This window comes from Pseudomonas sp. yb_9 (assembly GCF_043103635.1).
Classification (GTDB): Bacteria; Pseudomonadota; Gammaproteobacteria; order Pseudomonadales; family Pseudomonadaceae; genus Aquipseudomonas; species Aquipseudomonas monteilii.
The window spans coordinates 26,859-45,743 of the sequence record NZ_JBICKA010000094.1 but is presented as its reverse complement, the minus strand read 5'-3'; the positions used below and the strand labels follow the sequence as shown (position 1 = coordinate 45,743).

Below are 18,885 nucleotides of genomic sequence, written 5' to 3'. Positions count from 1 at the left end.
CCGGGCAGGAAAAGATTTGTCTCCAAGCGTGCCACGGTCCGTGCCACGCCCCGTGATATGGTTCCGCATCTGAACCAACTGCCTTCCAGGGAATGCTCAATGGCTATTACCACGCTCCACCCAGGTTTCATGATCGTCCACGGCAACCGCCTCGATGACCTACGCAGCCTGGTGGTGAGCTGGATGCGCCGTTACCCCTTGGCACCTTTGGAAAACGAAATCGCCCTTGTCCAAAGCAATGGTATCGCCCAATGGCTCAAACTGGCCCTAGCTGAAGACCCGCTGGAAAATGACCTGGGTGGCTGCGGCATCGCTGCCGCAATCGATGTGCAATTGCCTGGCAGCTTCATGTGGCAGCTGTACCGTAGCGTGCTGGGCCATGACGAAATTCCCGAAGTATCCCTGCTCGACAAGGCCCCACTGACCTGGCGCCTGATGCGCCTGCTGCCAGCCCTGATAGAGCGCCCGCATTTCGAGCCGCTGCAGCGCTTCCTCAATGACGACAGCGACCTGCGCAAGCGCTACCAGCTCGCCGAGCGACTGGCTGACCTGTTCGACCAGTACCAGGTCTACCGCGCCGACTGGCTCAAGGACTGGGCTGCCGGCAATCATATCCTCAATACTGCCCGTGGTGAGCGCAAAGCCCTGCCGCCGGGCAATCGCTGGCAAGCCGAGTTGTGGCGAGCCTTGTTGGAGGATGTTGGTGAGCAGGGGATGGCTCAAAGCCGCGCCGGGGTACATCAGCGCTTCACCGAGCGCATTAACAACCTGGAACAGGCACCTGCGGGGCTCCCATCGCGGGTGATCGTATTCGGCATTTCCTCGTTGCCTGCACAGGCCCTGGAAGCATTGGCAGGCCTGGCGCGCTTTAGCCAGGTATTGCTGTGCGTGCACAACCCCTGCCGCCACCACTGGGCCGACATTGTTGCCGACAAGGACCTGTTGCGCCACCAGTACAAACGCCAGCAACGCAAACAGGGCATGCCCCTGCAACTGGACGACCAGTCGCTGCACCAGCATGCTCATCCGTTGTTGGCTGCCTGGGGCAAACAGGGCCGCGACTACATCAACCTGCTCGACAGCTATGACGACCCAGGCAGCTACCAGGGTGCGTTCAGCGATGGGCGCATCGACCTGTTCAGCGACGGCTCGCCCACCACATTGCTCAACCAGTTGCAGGACGACATTCTTGAACTGCGCCCGCTCGCCGAAACCCGTGAGCTGTGGCCGCCAGTCGACCCAGGCAAAGACCGCTCGATCCGCTTCCACATTGCACACAGCCCGCAACGCGAAGTGGAGATTCTCCATGACCAGCTGCTGGCCCGCTTCAGCGCCGACCCTACGTTGCGCCCGCGTGACGTAATCGTCATGCTGCCAGCCATCGACACTTACGCGCCGCATATCCGCGCCGTGTTCGGCCAGTTGCAGCGCAATGACCCGCGCTACATCCCGTTCACCCTCACCGATCAGGGACAGCGCGGGCGTGAGCCTTTACTGATCGCCCTTGAACACTTGCTCAAACTGCCGGATAGCCGTTTCGCGGTGAGCGAAGTGCTCGACCTGCTGGACGTACCGGCAGTCCGTGCCCGCTTCGGTATCCGCGAAAACGACTTGCCTACGCTGCACCGCTGGATCGAGGGCGCCGGTATCCGTTGGGGCCTCAACGCCGAGCAGCGGGCCAGCCTGGGTTTGCCCGCCGGGCTTGAACAGAACAGTTGGCGCTTCGGCCTGCGGCGCATGCTGCTGGGCTATGCCGTAGGTGTGGGAGAGGCCTGCGATGGCATCGAGCCCTACGATGAAATCGGCGGCCTGGACGCAGCACTGATTGGTCCGCTGGTTGCACTGCTCGATGCACTCGACGTCGCTTGTCAGGCATTTTCCGAGCCCGCCACTGTCAGTCAGTGGGGAGAGCGCCTGCACGCCTTGCTGCAGGTATTCTTCCTCGCCGAGGATGAGCACGACGAATTCCTGCTGATGCAGCTACAGGACCTGCGCGATGGCTGGCTCGAAGTGTGCGAGGCTGTTGGGCTGAATGATCCGTTGCCGCTGACCGTGGTGCGTGAAGCCTGGCTGTCAGGCCTCGACCAGGGCAAGCTGTCGCAACGCTTCCTCGCCGGTTCGGTTAACTTCTGCACCCTCATGCCCATGCGCGCCATCCCGTTCCGCGTAGTCTGCCTGCTGGGCATGAACGATGGCGACTACCCGCGCGCCCAGCAACCACTGGACTTCGACCTGATGGCCAGCGATTACCGCCCCGGTGACCGCTCACGCCGCGAAGACGACCGTTACCTGCTGCTCGAAGCGCTGCTGTCGGCACGTGACCAACTGTATGTCAGCTGGGTTGGGCGCAGTATCCGCGACAACAGCGAGCGCCCCGCCTCGGTACTGATCGGCCAGTTGCGCGATCACATCGCTGCGGGCTGGCAGTTGACCAGCGTCGAGCAAGGGCAACCCGCGCAGCCGGGCGAGCACCTGCTGCACGGACTGACCCAGGAGCACCCGCTGCAGCCGTTCAGCTCCCGCTATTTCCAGAAGGGTAGCCCGCTGTTCAGTTTTGCCCACGAATGGCAGGTGCTGCACCAGCAAGGCGAGGAGCAAGGGCAGGGCGACCCAGGCTTGCCACCTTATCTCGACGATGAAGCCCTGAGCCTGACCCAGCTGAATGACTTCCTGCGCCACCCGGTAAGGCACTTCTTCAGCCAGCGTTTGAAGGTGTACTTCGAAGCATTGGAGGCGCCGACCCCGGACGAAGAACCTTTTGTCCTCGATACCCTGCAACGCTACGGTGCCAGTGAGAGCTTGCTCGGCGCCGCCCTGGCCGAGCCGGGCAACGCCGAACAGGCCTTGCAGGCCCAGGCCCGGCGCCTGCAAGCCTGCGGTTTGTTGCCACTGGCCGGCTTCGGCGAGCTACTGCAAAACGAGCTGATCGAACCGCTACCTGACCTGCTGCAACGTCACCAGCAGTTGCTGCAACGCTGGCCACAGCTGGTCGAGGGCGCTTTGCCGGTGCATTTCGAGCACGGCCAGCACCGGCTCGAAGGCTGGCTGGGCCGTGTGTTCCAGGCGAATGACCAGAGCCTGCTCAGCATCACCACCGTACCCAACACCATCAGTGCCGGGCGCAACAACCTCAAGTGGCACCGGCTGATTGCCCCTTGGGTCACGCACTTGGCCGCCTGTGCGGCGGGCTACCCGTATAACAGTGCGCTGGTAGCCAGTGACCTGACCCTGTTGCTTGCCCCGCTGCCGCCCGAGCAGGCCACGCAACTGTTGGGCGATTTGCTGGTGGCCCGTCAGGCAGGGATGAATGCGCCTCTGCCCGTTGCAGCCAAAACCGCGTTTGCATGGTTGGCCCAGGACGATGCCGACAAGGCCCTTGCCGCCGCAGCCCGCGCCTACGAAGGCGACGAGCGCACCAGCTTTGGCGAGCGTGGTGAAAGCATTGCCCTGGCTCGCCAGTTCCGTGACTTTGCCGCACTCACCGCTGACGAAACCTTCGAAGGCTGGTGCGAAACCTTGTACCGCCCGTTGTTCACCGCCCCTTGGCAGACCTTGGGCAATCCGGAGAAAGGCGTATGACCCAGGCCCGTCCCTTGGCACTGAGTTTCCCCCTGCACGGCAGCCAGCTGATCGAGGCCAGCGCCGGTACGGGCAAGACCTTCACCATTTCGGCGCTGTACCTGCGCCTGGTCCTCGGCCACGGTGGCGAACAGGGCTTCGACCGCGAGCTGCTACCACCACAAATCCTCGTGGTGACCTTTACCGACGCTGCCACCAAAGAGCTGCGCGAGCGCATTCGTGCCCGCCTGGCTGAGGCTGCACGGTTTTTCCGTGGTGAACTGGAAGGCGCCGACCCGTTGTTGCATCAGCTGCGTGACGATTATCCACAAGAGGCCTGGCCGCGTTGTGCCGGCCGCCTGGAAATCGCAGTGCAGTGGATGGACGAAGCGGCGGTATCGACCATCCATGGCTGGTGCCAGCGCATGCTCCGCGAGCATGCCTTCGACAGTGGCAGCTTGTTCACCCAAACCCTGGAAACCGACCACAGCGAGCTGCTGGGTCAGGTGATGCGCGATTACTGGCGGCGTTTCTGCTACGGCATGCGCGGTGATGCGCTGGCCTGGGTCCGCAGCAATTGGGGGAGCCCCGATGCCTTGCTGCCGCGCATCCGCCCGCTGTTTGGCCGTATACGCGCTCAGCACGACGGGCCAGAGCCCGCTGCGTTGATCCAGGCGTCGCTGCAGCAACGTGGCCAACAGCTGGCCCAGCTAAAGGCGCCGTGGGCGCAGTGGGCCGAAGAGCTGCGCCAAATCTGCCGCGATGCACTGGCCGCCAAGCAGGTCGACGGCCGGAAGATGCAGGCCCGTTACTTCGAACCCTGGTTCGACAAACTTTGCGCCTGGGCAGCCGATGAGCAACAGGTGGAGCTCGACCTGGGTACCGGCTTCACCCGCCTCACCCCGGCGGGCATGGCTGAAGCCTGGAAGGGCGAACCGCCCGAGCACCCGGCCCTCGACGCCATGCAGACGCTGCAACAGCAATTGCAGGCCTTGGACAACCCAGATGCGCCGTTGCTTGAGCATGCTGCCGGCTGGGTATCGACGCGATTCGAAGTGGAAAAGCGCCGCCGTGCGGAAATGGGCTTCGACGACATGCTCGTGCGCCTGCAGCACGCCCTGGCCAGCGAGGCCGGTGAGCGCTTGGCCAGCCTGATTCGCGAGCAGTTTCCTGTCGCGCTGATCGACGAATTCCAAGACACCGACCCGGTGCAGTACGGGATTTTCGAGCGCATTTACCAGATCAGCGAAAACCGTGCGCAAACCGGCCTGTTCATGATCGGTGACCCCAAGCAGGCGATTTACGCCTTCCGGGGTGCCGACATTTACACCTACCTTGCTGCGCGGCGCGCCACCAGTGGCCGCCTGCACAGCCTGGACACCAACTACCGCTCCAGCAAAGCCATGGTCGCGGCGGTCAACCAGGTGTTCCTGCAGGCCGAAGCGCGTGAAACGGGGCGGGGTGCATTCCTGTTCCGCGAAGCTGATGACAACCCGTTGCCGTTCGTCGAGGTGCATGCCAAGGGCCGTAGCGAACAGCTATTGATCGACGGTGAGGCCAGCGCAGCCCTGCAGTGCTGGCAGCTGGAAAGCGAAGAGCCGGTTTCCAGCAGCGTCTACCGCCAGCAACTGGCCGCCAGCTGCGCCAGCCATATCGTCGCCTTGCTCAACGGTGGCCAGCAGGGCACGGCGGGCTTCCAGAATGCCGAGGGCGAATTGCGCCCCTGCCTGCCTTCGGACATCGCCATCCTGGTGCGTGATGGCCATGAAGCACAGATAGTCCGCGCCGAGCTGGCCGCGCGTGATGTGCGCAGCGTGTACCTGTCCGACAAGGATTCGGTGTTTGCCGCCCAGGAAGCCCACGACCTGCTGGCCTGGCTCAAGGCCTGCGCCGAGCCAGACTCGGAACGCCTGCTCAAGGCCGCACTGGCCAGCCTCACACTGGGCCTGTCGCTGGCCGAACTGGACCGGCTGAACCAGGACGAGCGGGTCTGGGAAGGCTGGGTCATGCGTTTTCGCCTTTACCGCGACACCTGGCAGCGCCAAGGGGTGCTACCGATGTTGCGCCACCTGCTGCACGACTTCCACCTGCCGCGCACGCTGATTCGCCGCAGTGATGGCGAACGGGTGTTGACCAACCTGCTTCACCTGGCCGAGCTGTTGCAGCAGGCTGCAGGTGAGCTGGACGGTGAGCAGGCGTTGATCCGCCACCTGGCCGAGCACCTGGCCAGTTCCGGCCAGGCCGGTGAAGAACAGATCCTGCGCCTGGAGAGCGACGAACAGCTGGTCAAGGTCGTAACGATCCACAAGTCCAAGGGGCTGGAATATCCCTTGGTCTATCTGCCGTTCATCTGCACCAGCAAGCCTGTCGACGGCACCCGACTGCCGTTAGCCTGGCATGACAGCGACGGTAATGCCCACCTCACACTCACGCCGAACCAGGAGCAGATCGAGCGCGCCGATGACGAGCGCCTGGCCGAAGACCTGCGCCTGCTCTACGTAGCCCTGACCCGTGCACAGCATGCTTGCTGGCTGGGTGTGGCCGACCTCAAACGTGGCAACCAGAAGCGCTCGCAGCTGCACCGCTCGGCATTTGGCTACCTGCTGGGGGGCGGCCTTGCTCTGGCCGGATCGACGCAGTTGACGGACTGGTTGCAGGCGCTGGCAGCGACGTCCCCGCATATCACCTGCCCAGGTCTGCCGCAGGCGGATGAGCAGGTGTATCGCATGCCGCATGCCGAGCGTGAGCTGCTGCCCGCACGCAAGCCTCGCCGCGCAGCAGCCGAGCATTGGTGGATCGCGTCGTACAGCGCCCTGCGCGTCGGCGACCAGACCCTCGGCGCCGACAGCTCGCAGGCCCAGCAATTGCTGGATGACGAGGTGCTCGATGCCCAGGTGTTGCGCGAGGTCCCGCCCGAGAGCGGCGATATCCACCGCTTTCCACGGGGGCCGAACCCGGGCACCTTCCTCCATGGCCTGCTGGAATGGGCTGGGCGCGAGGGCTTCAGCCAGGTCACCGGCAACTCACAGCTGATCGAGCGAACCGTTGGCCAGCGATGCAACCGCCGAGACTGGACCGGCTGGATTCCCACGCTCACCCAGTGGCTGCAACGCTTGTTGAGCGAGCCGCTGCCGTTGCCGGGCAACGACTTGAGCGTAACGCTCGGTCAGTTGCGCCATTACCAGATCGAAATGGAGTTCTGGTTCGCCAGCCACCAGGTCGACGCCGAACAACTCGATCGCCTGGTCGCTCGCCACACCCACCCTGGCCTGTCACGCCCGGCAGCGCAGCCGACCGTGCTCAACGGGATGTTCAAAGGCTTTATCGACCTGGCGTTCGAGCTGGATGGGCGGTACTACGTGACCGACTACAAGTCCAACTGGCTGGGCCTGGACATCCAGGCCTACGACACAATGGCCATGGAAAAGTCCATCATCGAGCACCGCTATGACCTGCAGTACGTGCTGTACCTGCTGGCCCTGCACCGCCAGCTGCGCGCACGTCTCCCCGATTACGATTACGACCGCCATGTCGGTGGCGCCCTGTTCATCTTCCTGCGAGGCGCCAGCAGCAGCGGCCACGGCGTGTACCACGCCAAGCCACCGCGTGAGCTGATTGAGCGCTTGGATGCGCTGTTCCGTGGCGAGCGCGCGCCCGCACAGCAGGACCTGTTAGCCGGAGTCGCGCCATGAGCCGAAGCCTAGTCGACCTTTTGCCCACGCCATTGCACGCCGAGCACCTGTTGGCGCTGGCACCTCAGCATGACAGTGGTGACCTGCTGCAACTGCTCGACCGCTGGGTGGAGCGGGGATGGCTGCGTGCCCTGGACCGGGCATTCGTGTCGTTCCTTGAAGAGCGCGCCCCTGGCAGTGACCCCTTGCTGTTGCTGGCGGCAGCGTTGGCCAGCCACCAACTGGGCCATGGCCACGTGTGCCTCGACTTGCAGCAAACCCTGGCCGAGCCCGACTTTGCGCTGTCGCTGCCACCGGAGGGTGACGCCTTGACTGGCCCTCTGCTGTTACCCTCGCAGCTGCTGGCCAACCTCGACTTGAATGCCTGGCGACAGCGCATTGCCGCCAGCTCGCTGGTGGCACTCGGCGATAACCCAGGCCAGCAAGCGCGGCCGCTGGTGCTCAGCGGCGAGCGCCTGTACCTGCGCCGTTACTGGCGCTACGAGCGGCGTATCGACCATACCCTGCGCCAGCGCCTGACCCAGGCCGAATCGCCGCTGACCGACCTGTCAGATCGCCTGTCGCAGCTGTTCGCGGGCGGTGCGCCAGCAGGCCAGGTGGACTGGCAGAAGCTGGCGTGTGCGCTGGCCACCCGTGCCGGTTTCAGCATCATCACGGGCGGCCCCGGCACGGGTAAAACCACGACCGTCGTACGCCTGCTGGCCTTGCTGCAGGGGCCGGCGGTAGAGCTGGGCAGGCCGCTGCGCATACGCCTGGCAGCGCCGACCGGCAAGGCTGCTGCGCGCCTGACCGAATCCATTGGCCAGCAAGTCGAGCGGCTGCAAGTCAGCGCCGAAGTCCGCGGGCAAATTCCCACTGATGTCAGCACCGTACACCGGCTGCTCGGCAGCCGCCCAGGCTCGCGGCACTTCCGCCACCATGCTGGCAACCCGTTGCCGCTGGATGTGCTGGTGGTCGACGAGGCGTCGATGATCGACCTGGAAATGATGGCCAACCTGCTCGATGCCTTACCGCCACGGGCACGCTTGGTGCTGCTGGGGGACAAGGACCAGTTGGCCTCTGTCGAGGCCGGCGCGGTGCTGGGGGATTTGTGCCGGGATGCCGAGGAGGGCTATTACTCGCCGGCAACTACCGCTTGGCTGGAACAGGTCAGCGGCGAGTCGCTGGCCGGCAGCGGGCTCAAGGCTGGTGATGAGCAGCGCAACCCGCTTGCCCAGCAGGTGGTAATGCTGCGTTTTTCACGACGCTTCGGCGAAGGCAGCGGGATTGGTCAACTGGCCAGGCTGGTCAATCGCCAGGACGCCTACGCGGCACGCAACCTGCTGTCCACGCCACCGGACGACGTGCACAGCCTGGCGCTCAAGCACGAGCAAGACCGTGCTTTTGACCGCCTGCTGCTCGACGGCCTGAACCGTGGTGCCGAAGGCCCGCAAGGCTATCGCAGCTACCTGCGCACCCTTGGCCGCTACAGGCCGGCACTCGAAACCGCATTTGACGACCCGGCATGGGAGCAGTGGGCGGGCAAGGTGCTGCACAGCTTCGAGGCCTTCCAGTTGCTCTGCGCGGTACGTCGCGGCGCCTGGGGTGTCGAAGGCCTCAACGAGCGGGTGGCGCGGGTGCTGCACAATGCCGGGCTGATCGACAGCCAGCAGCCCTGGTACGAAGGGCGCCCGGTGCTGGTGACCCGCAATGACTACGGCCTGGGCCTGATGAACGGTGACATCGGCATCGCCCTGCGCTTGCCGGATGAGCAAGGCGAGCCGCTGCTGCGCGTGGCCTTCCCGCGTAACGATGGCAGTGGCGGGGTGCGCTTCGTCCTGCCGAGCCGGCTTAACGAAGTGGAAACGGTGTTCGCCATGACCGTGCACAAGTCCCAAGGCTCGGAGTTCAGCCACACCGCACTGGTTTTGCCGGATGCGCTCAACCCGGTGCTGACCAAGGAACTGGTGTATACCGGCATCACCCGCGCCAAGCACTGCTTCAGCCTGGTCGAGCCACGCCAGGGCATTTTCGAAGAAGCGGTGGCGCGCAAGGTACGGCGTATTTCCGGGTTGATGCTGGAGCAGGTCTAGGGGCATGCAACCTGATGCACCTGGCCGCTCTTCCATACAAGGAAGCGGCCATGTGCTATCGTTGCGCCGTTACCGGAAAGGACCATAAGAGATTTCCCACATGAACGTGGCCGGGAGGCGAGCGCCAAGCTGTGCACTGTCGCTGTTGCTGGCCGCCCTGTTCATTTCCATGGGCTGCGCCCGGGCAGATACTGCCACAACCACTGCCCAGGCCCAGCAACGCGCCAAGGCCGTAACCCAGGTCGTACTGGGTATCTTCAGCTATGCCCGCTGGCCGGTCGAACCATCCCCCTTGCGCTTGTGCCTGGTTGGCCCCACCGAGTATGCCGATGACCTGATCAAAGGCCATGTACAGGAGTCCGGCCGCCCGCTGCAGGTGCGGCGGCTGCTGGCAGAGGATACCCAGGTCGCCCAGGCCTGCGATGCCATCTACATTGGCAAGCTTGACCAGGGCCAGCGCGACAAACTGTTCGAGCGCATCAGCGGCCACCCGGTTCTGAGCATCAGCGAAGCGAACGACCCCTGCACGGTCGGCAGCCTGTTCTGCCTGAGGGTCAGCGACCAGCAGGTGGCCTTTGAAGTCAACCTGGATTCGGTGGCGCGTTCCGGCGTGCGCATTCACCCCAGCGTGCTGCAACTGTCGCGGCGCCGGGCGGTGCAGCCATGAAGCCGACCCGCAAGCAGGGCGTGCGCCCGACCCTGCGTTCGGTGCTGGGCCGTGGCCACCTCAGCGTTGCCTTGCTCGCGGTAGGCCTGGCCGGTATTTCGCTTACGCTGCTGGGTGTGCTCGCCCTGCGCGTCTATGCCAATCACAACCTGCACCTGATCGCCCGCTCGATCAACTACACCGTAGAGGCGGCGGTGGTGTTCGATGACAGTGCAGCGGCCAACGAATCACTGGCGCTGATCGCCAGTAACGAGGAGGTGGCCGAAGCCAAGGTCTTCAACAACGAAGGCGAACTGCTGGCGCACTGGCAACGCGGTGATACGGGCATGCTCGGCAAGCTCGAAGTGCAGGTGGCCACGGCCTTGCTGGATGAGCCGGTCAACTTGCCGATCCTGCACCAGCAGCAAAAAGTCGGGCACACCGAACTGGTCGGCCAGGGCCGTAGCCTGCTGTTGTTCCTGCTCAGCGGTCTGGCCGGAATTCTGTTCTGCACGATACTCAGCGCTTTGGCTGCCCAGTATCTTTCGCGGCGCCTGCTCAGCAATATCACCCGCCCGCTGCGCGGCCTGGCCAGTGTCGCCCACGCCGCCCGCCGCGAACGCAGCTTCGACCGGCGCGTGCCGGAAGCGCCAATTGCCGAACTCAACGAACTGGGCAACGACTTCAATGCTCTGCTCGACGAACTGGAGGTGTGGCAAAGCCACCTGCAGAACGAAAATCAGACCCTGGCCCACCAGGCCAGCCACGACAGCCTTACCGGTTTGCCCAACCGCGCTTTCTTCGAAGGGCGTTTGAGCCGCAGCGTGCGTAATGCGGCGCGGCAGCAGGATCACCTGGCGCTGCTGTTCCTCGACAGCGACCACTTCAAGCAGATCAACGACACCCTCGGCCATGCCGTGGGCGACGAAGTGCTGATCAGCGTCGCCGACCGTGTGCGCGCCCAGGTGCGTGAACACGACCTGGTAGCCCGCCTGGGTGGCGACGAGTTCGCGGTGCTGCTGACGCCGTTGCAGTCGCGCCAGGACGCCGAACACATTGCCGACAAGATCGTGGCCAGCATGAAGCTGCCGGTGCAGCTGGACAGCGGCCGCAGTATCGCCACCTCGTTGAGTGTTGGTATCGCCTATTACCCTGATGATGGCGCTGACCCCGCCAGTCTTCTCAATGCCGCCGATGCGGCGATGTACGAGGCCAAGCGTAAACGCCGTGGCCATTGGCAAGTGGCGCAGACGGAACGGTCCGCCAGTGAAATCAAGAACAGGAGTTGAACCCGTGATGCACGCTATACGTTTTCCCCTGTGGGCCTTGTTGCTCGCCGTGCTGGCGCTGACCGGTTGCCAGAGCGCCCCCCCCAAGGGCCTTACCCCTGAACAGATTGCCGTACTCAAGCGCGAAGGCTTTACCCCCACCGATGAAGGCTGGGCCTACGACCTGTCTGGCAAAGTGTTGTTCGGCAGCGACCTTGACAGCCTAAACGGCCAGAGCCAGGCGATTGTCGAGCGCATTGGCAAGGCGCTGCTGGGTGTTGGTATCCAGGGCGTTCGGGTAGACGGGCATGCCGATTCGTCCGGCAAGGCGGCGTATAACCAGCAACTGTCCGAGCGCCGTGCCCAAAGCGTGGCCAAAGCGCTGGTCGGGGTGGGCATGCAGGCCCAGAACATTCAGCGCCGTGGCCTGGGCAGCACGCAACCGGTAGCAGACAACCGCACCAGCGCCGGGCGTACCGAGAACCGGCGGGTGTCTATCGTGGTGGCGTCTTACTGACTGGGTATATCAGGGCGCAGAGCGCCCTGATCATTCCTGAGCAAAACTCATCTCCCGCGTTCCCCCCATCAGCAACGGTGCATTCGCCTCGGTCACCCCCCGGATGTAATCCCACAGCAGGGTTATCCGCTTCAACTTCCTCAAATCTTCCCGGCAATACATCCAGAACTGCCGCGTCACCTCGATCTCCTCCGGCAACACCGTCACCAAACGCGGGTCCTGCGCAGCCAGGAAACACGGCAATATCGCCAACCCACGCCCCTGCAACGCCGCCGTGTACTGCGCAATCACACTGGTGCTGCGCAGGTGCGCAGTGGCACCGGGAATCAGGTTGGCAAGGTACAAAAGCTCCGAACTGAACGCCAAATCATCCACGTAACTGATAAAGGGATGTTTGGCCAAGTCCGCCACCTGACGAATCGGCGCGTGGCTGTCCAGGTAATCCTGCGTCGCATACAGCCGCAAGCGGTAATCACAGAGCTTGCAGCATACATAAGGCCCATGCTCCGGCCGCTCCAGCGCGATGACGATGTCCGCCTCACGCTTGGACAGGCTGATGAAGTGCGGCAGCGGCAGGATGTCCACCGAAATCGCCGGGTAGGCATCAACGAAGTGGCTCAGCTGCGGGGTAATGAAGAAGCTGCCAAAGCCCTCGGTGCAGCCCATGCGTACATGCCCCGACAGCGCCACGCCCGACCCGGATACCTGCTCGCAGGCCATGTGCAGCGTGCTTTCGATCGACTCGGCATAGCCCAGCAGGCGCTGACCTTCGGCGGTGAGCACAAAGCCGTTGGTCCGCGATTTTTCGAACAGCAACGTACCCAGCGCCCCCTCCAGCGAGCTGATGCGCCGCGACACCGTGGTGTAGTCCACGCTCAGCCGTTTGGCGGCACTGCTGGCCTTGCGGGTGCGGGCCACTTCAAGGAAAAACTTCAGGTCGTCCCAGTTGAGTGCGCTCAGGGATGTGAGGTCTTTTTGCATGATGATCCGGTTTTTTTGTGCGTTCTTGTTGGATGTTTGCACATCTATACTCGAAAAAAGCCTCAGGACGCCACCTTGCGTTTGCTTGGCGCTGGCGATCTCGTCCCGACAATAATTCCAAGGAGAACGCAGATGAACGCACCGCAATCCCCGAACCCGACCAAGGTCGAGCAGGTCAAGCTGCTGATCGACGGCCAATGGGTCGAGTCGAAGACCACCGAATGGCGCGACATCGTCAACCCTGCCACCCAAGAAGTACTGGCGCGCGTGCCGTTCGCCACTGTCGAAGAAGTCGACGCTGCCGTGGCTGCTGCCCATCGCGCTTTCCAGACCTGGCGCGACACCCCGATTGGTGCACGCATGCGCATCATGCTCAAGCTGCAGGCGCTGATCCGCGAACACACCAAACGTATTGCCCAGGTGCTCAGCGCCGAGCAGGGCAAAACCCTGGCTGATGCCGAAGGCGATATCTTCCGTGGGCTGGAAGTGGTCGAGCACGCCGCCTCCATCGGCACCTTGCAGATGGGGGAGTTCGCCGAGAACGTCGCAGGCGGTGTCGATACCTACACCCTGCGCCAGCCGATTGGTGTATGCGCCGGCATCACCCCGTTCAACTTCCCGGCGATGATCCCGCTGTGGATGTTCCCCATGGCCATCGTCTGCGGCAACACGTTCGTGCTCAAGCCGTCCGAACAGGACCCTCTCTCGACCATGCTGCTGGTCGAGCTGGCGCTGGAAGCTGGCGTACCGGCGGGTGTGCTGAACGTGGTGCACGGTGGCAAGCAAGTGGTGGATACCATTTGCACCCATCAAGACATCAAAGCCATTTCCTTCGTAGGCTCCACCGAAGTCGGCACCCACGTGTACAACCTGGGCAGCCAGCACGGCAAGCGCGTGCAGTCGATGATGGGCGCCAAGAACCACGCCGTTGTGCTGCCCGATGCCAACCGTACGCAAACCATCAACGCCCTGGTCGGTGCTGCCTTCGGCGCTGCAGGCCAGCGCTGCATGGCCACCTCGGTGGCGGTGCTGGTGGGCAAGGCTCGCGAATGGCTGCCGGATATCAAGGAAGCGGCCAGCAAGCTCAAGGTCAATGCCGGCTGTGAGCCTGGCACCGATGTAGGCCCGGTAGTGTCCAAACGCGCCAAGGAGCGTGTGCTGGGTCTGATCGAAAGTGGCATCAAGGAAGGCGCCAAGCTGGAGCTCGACGGCCGCGATGTCAAGGTGCCGGGCTACGAGCAGGGCAACTTCGTCGGCCCAACCCTGTTCTCGGGCGTGAAGACCGACATGCAGGTGTACACCCAGGAAATCTTCGGCCCGGTGCTGGTGACCCTGGAGGTCGATACCCTCGACGAGGCCATCGCCCTGGTCAACGCCAACCCGTTCGGCAACGGCACCGGCCTGTTCACCCAGAGCGGCGCGGCCGCGCGCAAGTTCCAGAGCGAAATCGACATCGGCCAGGTCGGTATCAACATCCCGATCCCGGTACCGGTACCGTTCTTCAGCTTCACCGGTTCGCGTGGCTCCAAGCTCGGAGACCTCGGCCCGTACGGCAAGCAGGTGGTGCAGTTCTACACTCAGACCAAGACCGTCACCGCCCGCTGGTTCGATGACGACAGTGTGAATGACGGTGTGAACACCACCATCAGCCTGCGCTAAGGAGACGTCATGCGTATTGCATTCATTGGCCTCGGCAACATGGGCGCGCCCATGGCCCGCAACCTGATCAAGGCCGGGCACCAACTGAACCTGTTCGACCTGAACAAAACCGTGCTGGCCGAGCTGGCAGAACTGGGCGGGCAGATCAGCCCGTCGCCCAAGGACGCGGCGGCCAACAGCGAGCTGGTCATCACCATGCTGCCGGCGGCGGCCCATGTGCGCAGCGTATACCTGAACGACGACGGTGTGCTGGCCGGCATTCGCCCCGGCACGCCAACCGTGGACTGCAGCACCATCGACCCGCAGACCGCACGCGATGTGTCCAAGGCCGCAGCGGCCAAGGGTGTGGACATGGGCGACGCGCCAGTGTCCGGTGGCACCGGCGGCGCGGCTGCGGGCACCCTGACCTTCATGGTCGGTGCCAGCGCCGAGCTGTTCGCCAGCCTCAAGCCAGTGCTGGAGCAGATGGGCCGTAACATCGTGCACTGCGGTGAAGTCGGCACCGGGCAGATCGCCAAGATCTGCAACAACCTGCTGCTGGGCATCTCCATGATCGGCGTCTCCGAGGCCATGGCCCTGGGTAACGCCCTGGGCATCGACACCAAGGTGCTGGCCGGCATCATCAACAGCTCGACCGGGCGTTGCTGGAGTTCGGACACCTACAACCCGTGGCCGGGCATCATCGAAACGGCGCCGGCATCGCGTGGCTATACCGGTGGCTTTGGCGCCGAGCTGATGCTCAAGGACCTGGGGCTGGCCACCGAAGCGGCACGCCAGGCACACCAGCCGGTGATCCTCGGGGCCGTGGCCCAGCAGCTGTATCAGGCCATGAGCCTGCGCGGCGAAGGGGGCAAGGACTTCTCGGCCATCGTCGAGGGGTATCGCAAGAAGGATTGACGAGCGAGGTGGGCTTCTTCGCGGGCCAGGTGGCCTTCCCTCTGTAACTGCGCACCAGAGGGAAGAGCGCCTGCCCCGCGATTTTTTTTGTCAGGCGAAAACGAAATACTTGCGTACAGTCTCGACCACTTCCCAGGTGCCTTTCATCCCCGGTTCGATGACGAACACGTCACCGGCTTTCAGGTGCTTCGGCTCTTCGCCTTCCGGGGTGATGATGCAGTAGCCATCGAGGAAGTGGCAGAACTCCCACTTCTCGTAGTTGACCTCGAACTTGCCCGGGGTGCAGATCCAGGTGCCCATGATCTTGCTGCCGTCGGCCGACAGGTAGGCATTGAGGTTGACGGTGTGCGGATCGCCGCCGATGCGCTTCCACTTGGTGGCGTCCACGACCGGCGTCGGGCAGGTTTCGCGCAGGACGGTGATGAAATCGGACATGGCACAACTCCTGGTGACTGGCTGAATGACTCGTCACCATAGGGCTATCGGCCGAGCCGCAGTTGCCTGGGCTCGACGTCCAGCTGTCTGGTCGCGCTATGCCAGGCGGTTTACCTCGACGGTGACGTGCGCCAGTTCTTCATGCACACCCAAGGCCTGGCGCACGCTGTCGGCGCTGAGGGCACTTGAGGTGGCCAAGCCAAGAATGCAGGCGTACTGGTCCTTGCCCACCCGCCATACATGCAGGTCGGTGATACTGGCCGGCACCGGCAGCTGCGCCACCACTTCGCGGATTTCTGCTACCACCGGCGCGTCCATCTCCGCATCCAGCAGCACCCGGCCGGTATCGCGCAGCAGGCCGCGGGCCCACAGCGCCACCAGCAGTGCACCCACCAGTCCCATGACCGGGTCGAGCCAGCTGGCGCCCCAGAACTTGCCGGCCAGCAAGGCAACGATGGCCAGCACCGAAGTGGCGGAATCTGCCATCACGTGCAGGTAGGCCGAGCGCAGGTTCAGGTCGTCGTGGTGATGGCCGTGGTCATGGTGATGGTCGTGCCCATGATGATCATGATGGTGATGGTCATCGCGCAGTAGCCAGGCACAAATCAGGTTGACCGCAAGGCCGATCGCGGCGATGAAGATGGCCTCGTCATAATGGATCGGCCCCGGTGTCAGCAGCCGCTCCACCGACTGGAACACCATCAGCCCGGCCACGCCCAGCAACAGCAGCGCGCTGGAATAACCACCGAGAATCTCGATTTTCCAGGTACCGAAGGCAAAGCGTCGATCAGCGGCATAGCGCCGTGCGGCGGCGTAGGCCAGTAGCGACAGGCCAAGGGCCAGTGCGTGGGAGCTCATGTGCCAGCCGTCGGCCAGCAGTGCCATGGAGTTGAAGAACCAGCCACCGGCAATCTCCGCCACCATCATCACGGCGGTCAGCCACACCGCCAGGCGGGTCTTGCGCTCGGCGCCCAGGTTGCTGGTGTGGAACTGATGGCTGTGCTGCCAACGGTCTGAGGTTTGTGTCGCCATGGTTTATCATGCTCCCGGAAGATCGAGAAATATACTATACCCCAGTATACCTAGCATGGTGTGGAATCCAATGGCACATACCCTGAAGAGCAAGAAGCAACTGCTGACCCGGGTGCGCAAGATCAAGGGCCAGGCCGCTGCGCTTGAGACGGCGCTGGAGCAGGACAAGGACTGCCTGGCGATCCTGCAGCAGATCGCCGCCGTGCGCGGCGCGGTGAACGGGTTGATGGCCGAAGTGATGGAAGGGCATATCCGCGAACATCTGGTGGCGGACGGGCTGAGCGCCGAGGAGCGCCAGGATGAGGCGGACAAGGTGGCGGCGTTATTGCGGTCTTACCTCAAGTAAGTTTTGTGGTGTGCCACGCCCCTCAATGAAGGAGCAACTGTGTTGTTCTGACGCTGAAGTTTGCGCGGTCTCTGTGGGAGCGGGCTTGCCCGCGAACACCGGCGAAGCCGGTGCCACGCACCGCGTCGCATTCTTCGCGGGCAAGCCCGCTCCCACAGGAGTCGTGCAGGTTTCTGGATTTTGGGCAGAGCCTCTGATGAATACCCCCCAGGGGTATGTGGCTACGCCCACCAATACCGCACAAAGTGGAAGAACACCGGCGCCGCAAAGCACACCGAGTCCATGCGGTCGAGCATGCCGCCATGGCCTTCGATCATGTGTCCCCAGTCCTTCACCCCACGGTCGCGCTTGATCGCCGACATCACCAGCCCGCCGAAGAAGCCCATGGTGTTCACGGTCAGGGCCATCAGTGCGGCCTGCCAGAAGGTGAACGGGGTGATCCAGCACAGCAGGGCGCCTATCAGGGTGGCCAGTGCCACGCCGCCGGCCAGGCCTTCGACGGTTTTGGACGGCGACAGGTTGGGGGCCACCTTGTGTTTGCCGAACAGTTTGCCGCATACGTACTGCAGCACGTCGCTGATCTGCACCACCAGGATCAGCCAGGCGATCAGCAGCAGGTTGCGGCCCTCGTAGCCCGGGATCTCCAGCGTCATCAAGGCCGGCACCGATGACACGCAGTACACCGCGATCATCAACCCCCACTGTACCTTTGACGCACGTTCAAGGAAGCGTGTGGTATCGCCGCCAAAGCTGGACAATATCGGCAGCAGCAGGAACAGGTACACCGGGATGAAGATGCTGAACAGGCCGTACCAGTCCATGGCGATGAGCACGTACTGCACCGGCAGCGCCACATAGAACGCCGCCACCAACGCCGGGTAGTCGCTGCGCCGGGTCGGGGTAAGGGTCATGAACTCGCGCAGGGCGTAGAACGACACGCCGTAGAACAGCACGATCACACCGTACTTGCCGAACAGGAAAGCGATGCCGATGACCAGCACCATCACCCACCAGGCGTTGATGCGGGCGTTGAGGTTGTCGATTACCGCGTGTGGCGCTGGGCCTGCCCGCCACTTGAGCAGGCGGCCGATCACGCTGGCGAGCAGCAGCAGGGCGCCGATGCCGGCGAACAGGGAAAGGGTGTTGTCGTCCATGTCAGGCATCCTTCGGGGCCAGGGTCAGCAGGGCCTGGCTGGCCCGCGCTAGAAAGGCCTGCTTGCTTTCATCAGCCTGCAGGTGCAACGGTTCGCCAAAGCTCAGTGTGCAAAGTAGGGGCAACGGAAGGGCACGGCCCTTGGGCATCACCCGGTTGAGGTTGGCGATCCAGACCGGCACCAGCTCGACGTCGGGGTTGGCTGCCGCCAGGTGGTACAAGCCGCTTCTGAACGGCATCAGCGGCTCGTCACCCAGGTTGCGCGTACCTTCCGGGAAGAAAATCAGCGAGTCGCCCTGGGCCACGGCTTCGAGGATCGGTTGCAGCGGGCTGCCCTGGCCTTCACTGCGTTGCCGATCAATCAGCACGCCGTTGAACACCTTGCGAATGAGAAAGTCGCGAATGCCCGGTTTGGCCCAGTAGTCCGCGCCGGCCACCGGGCGGGTGCGCTTGCGCAGCGGCTGCGGCAGGGAGGCCCACAGCAGCACGAAGTCACCGTGGCTGCTGTGGTTGGCGAAGTACAGGCGCTGCACCGGCAGCGGCGTGCAACCCAGCCACAGGGCGCGGGCGCCGGTGATCAGGCGGGCGGCGGAGGTGATGACATAGGCGGTCAGGTTGGCGAGCATGGG

Annotated in this window: 14 protein-coding genes; 9 read left to right on the top strand and 5 right to left on the bottom strand. The window is 63.7% G+C overall.

Translation table 11 applies throughout. The features are described 5' to 3' along the window. Positions 1-99 precede the first annotated feature (99 nt). The 6 genes from recC to ACF8MI_RS23345 all read left to right on the top strand — a co-directional run bounded on the left by recC (position 100) and on the right by ACF8MI_RS23345 (position 11,753). Complete coding sequence (recC, locus tag ACF8MI_RS23370) at positions 100-3,579, top strand: exodeoxyribonuclease V subunit gamma (protein ID WP_164525088.1); 3,480 nt, start codon at positions 100-102, stop codon at positions 3,577-3,579. Next, a complete protein-coding gene (recB, locus tag ACF8MI_RS23365) occupies positions 3,576-7,250 on the top strand; it encodes an exodeoxyribonuclease V subunit beta (RefSeq protein WP_200928802.1) in 3,675 nt (1,224 codons plus the stop codon). The genes recC and recB overlap by 4 nt, the downstream gene beginning before the upstream one ends. After that, entirely contained in the window at positions 7,247-9,322 is a 2,076-nt protein-coding gene (gene recD / locus ACF8MI_RS23360) for an exodeoxyribonuclease V subunit alpha (protein WP_060500012.1), read from the top strand. Before recB ends, recD begins: the two co-directional genes overlap by 4 nt. Before the next feature lie 100 nt (positions 9,323-9,422). Beyond that, complete coding sequence (locus ACF8MI_RS23355; RefSeq protein ID WP_060500011.1) at positions 9,423-9,989, top strand: YfiR family protein; 567 nt, start codon at positions 9,423-9,425, stop codon at positions 9,987-9,989. Beyond that, positions 9,986-11,257: a diguanylate cyclase domain-containing protein gene (locus ACF8MI_RS23350; protein ID WP_060500010.1), complete on the top strand. Its 1,272-nt coding sequence runs from the start codon at positions 9,986-9,988 to the stop codon at positions 11,255-11,257. The genes ACF8MI_RS23355 and ACF8MI_RS23350 overlap by 4 nt, the downstream gene beginning before the upstream one ends. 4 nt (positions 11,258-11,261) lie before the next feature. Continuing rightward, entirely contained in the window at positions 11,262-11,753 is a 492-nt protein-coding gene (locus ACF8MI_RS23345; protein ID WP_060500009.1) for an OmpA family protein, read from the top strand. 30 nt (positions 11,754-11,783) lie between these two features. On the opposite strand, the gene ACF8MI_RS23340 is transcribed toward ACF8MI_RS23345, so the two are convergent. Continuing rightward, the gene (locus ACF8MI_RS23340) at positions 11,784-12,734 is read right to left on the bottom strand and encodes a LysR family transcriptional regulator (protein ID WP_060500018.1); all 951 of its coding nucleotides are present in this window, start codon (positions 12,732-12,734) and stop codon (positions 11,784-11,786) included. Positions 12,735-12,866: 132 nt separating this feature from the next. On the opposite strand from ACF8MI_RS23340, the gene ACF8MI_RS23335 reads away from it, so the two are divergent. Both ACF8MI_RS23335 and mmsB read left to right on the top strand, forming a co-directional pair. Beyond that, positions 12,867-14,393 carry a CoA-acylating methylmalonate-semialdehyde dehydrogenase gene (locus ACF8MI_RS23335; protein ID WP_060500008.1) on the top strand — a complete coding sequence of 509 codons (1,527 nt, stop codon included), beginning with the start codon at positions 12,867-12,869 and terminating at the stop codon, positions 14,391-14,393. 9 nt (positions 14,394-14,402) lie between these two features. Continuing rightward, complete coding sequence (gene mmsB / locus ACF8MI_RS23330) at positions 14,403-15,290, top strand: 3-hydroxyisobutyrate dehydrogenase (RefSeq protein WP_027609099.1); 888 nt, start codon at positions 14,403-14,405, stop codon at positions 15,288-15,290. Positions 15,291-15,380: 90 nt separating this feature from the next. On the opposite strand, the gene ACF8MI_RS23325 is transcribed toward mmsB, so the two are convergent. Continuing rightward, positions 15,381-15,725: a cupin domain-containing protein gene (locus ACF8MI_RS23325; RefSeq protein ID WP_003258412.1), complete on the bottom strand. Its 345-nt coding sequence runs from the start codon at positions 15,723-15,725 to the stop codon at positions 15,381-15,383. Positions 15,726-15,821: 96 nt separating this feature from the next. After that, positions 15,822-16,757 carry a CDF family Co(II)/Ni(II) efflux transporter DmeF gene (dmeF, locus tag ACF8MI_RS23320; protein WP_200928800.1) on the bottom strand — a complete coding sequence of 312 codons (936 nt, stop codon included), beginning with the start codon at positions 16,755-16,757 and terminating at the stop codon, positions 15,822-15,824. A 70-nt stretch (positions 16,758-16,827) separates the two neighbouring features. Between dmeF and ACF8MI_RS23315 the strand changes: the two genes are divergently transcribed. After that, entirely contained in the window at positions 16,828-17,103 is a 276-nt protein-coding gene (locus tag ACF8MI_RS23315; RefSeq protein WP_060500006.1) for a metal/formaldehyde-sensitive transcriptional repressor, read from the top strand. Between the two features lie 221 nt (positions 17,104-17,324). Here the strand turns inward: ACF8MI_RS23315 and ACF8MI_RS23310 are convergent, their stop codons facing one another. Next, positions 17,325-18,257: a phosphatidate cytidylyltransferase gene (locus ACF8MI_RS23310; protein ID WP_060500005.1), complete on the bottom strand. Its 933-nt coding sequence runs from the start codon at positions 18,255-18,257 to the stop codon at positions 17,325-17,327. Position 18,258: 1 nt separating this feature from the next. Then, positions 18,259-18,882 carry a lysophospholipid acyltransferase family protein gene (locus tag ACF8MI_RS23305; RefSeq protein ID WP_060500004.1) on the bottom strand — a complete coding sequence of 208 codons (624 nt, stop codon included), beginning with the start codon at positions 18,880-18,882 and terminating at the stop codon, positions 18,259-18,261. Between the last annotated feature and the right edge of the window lie 3 nt (positions 18,883-18,885).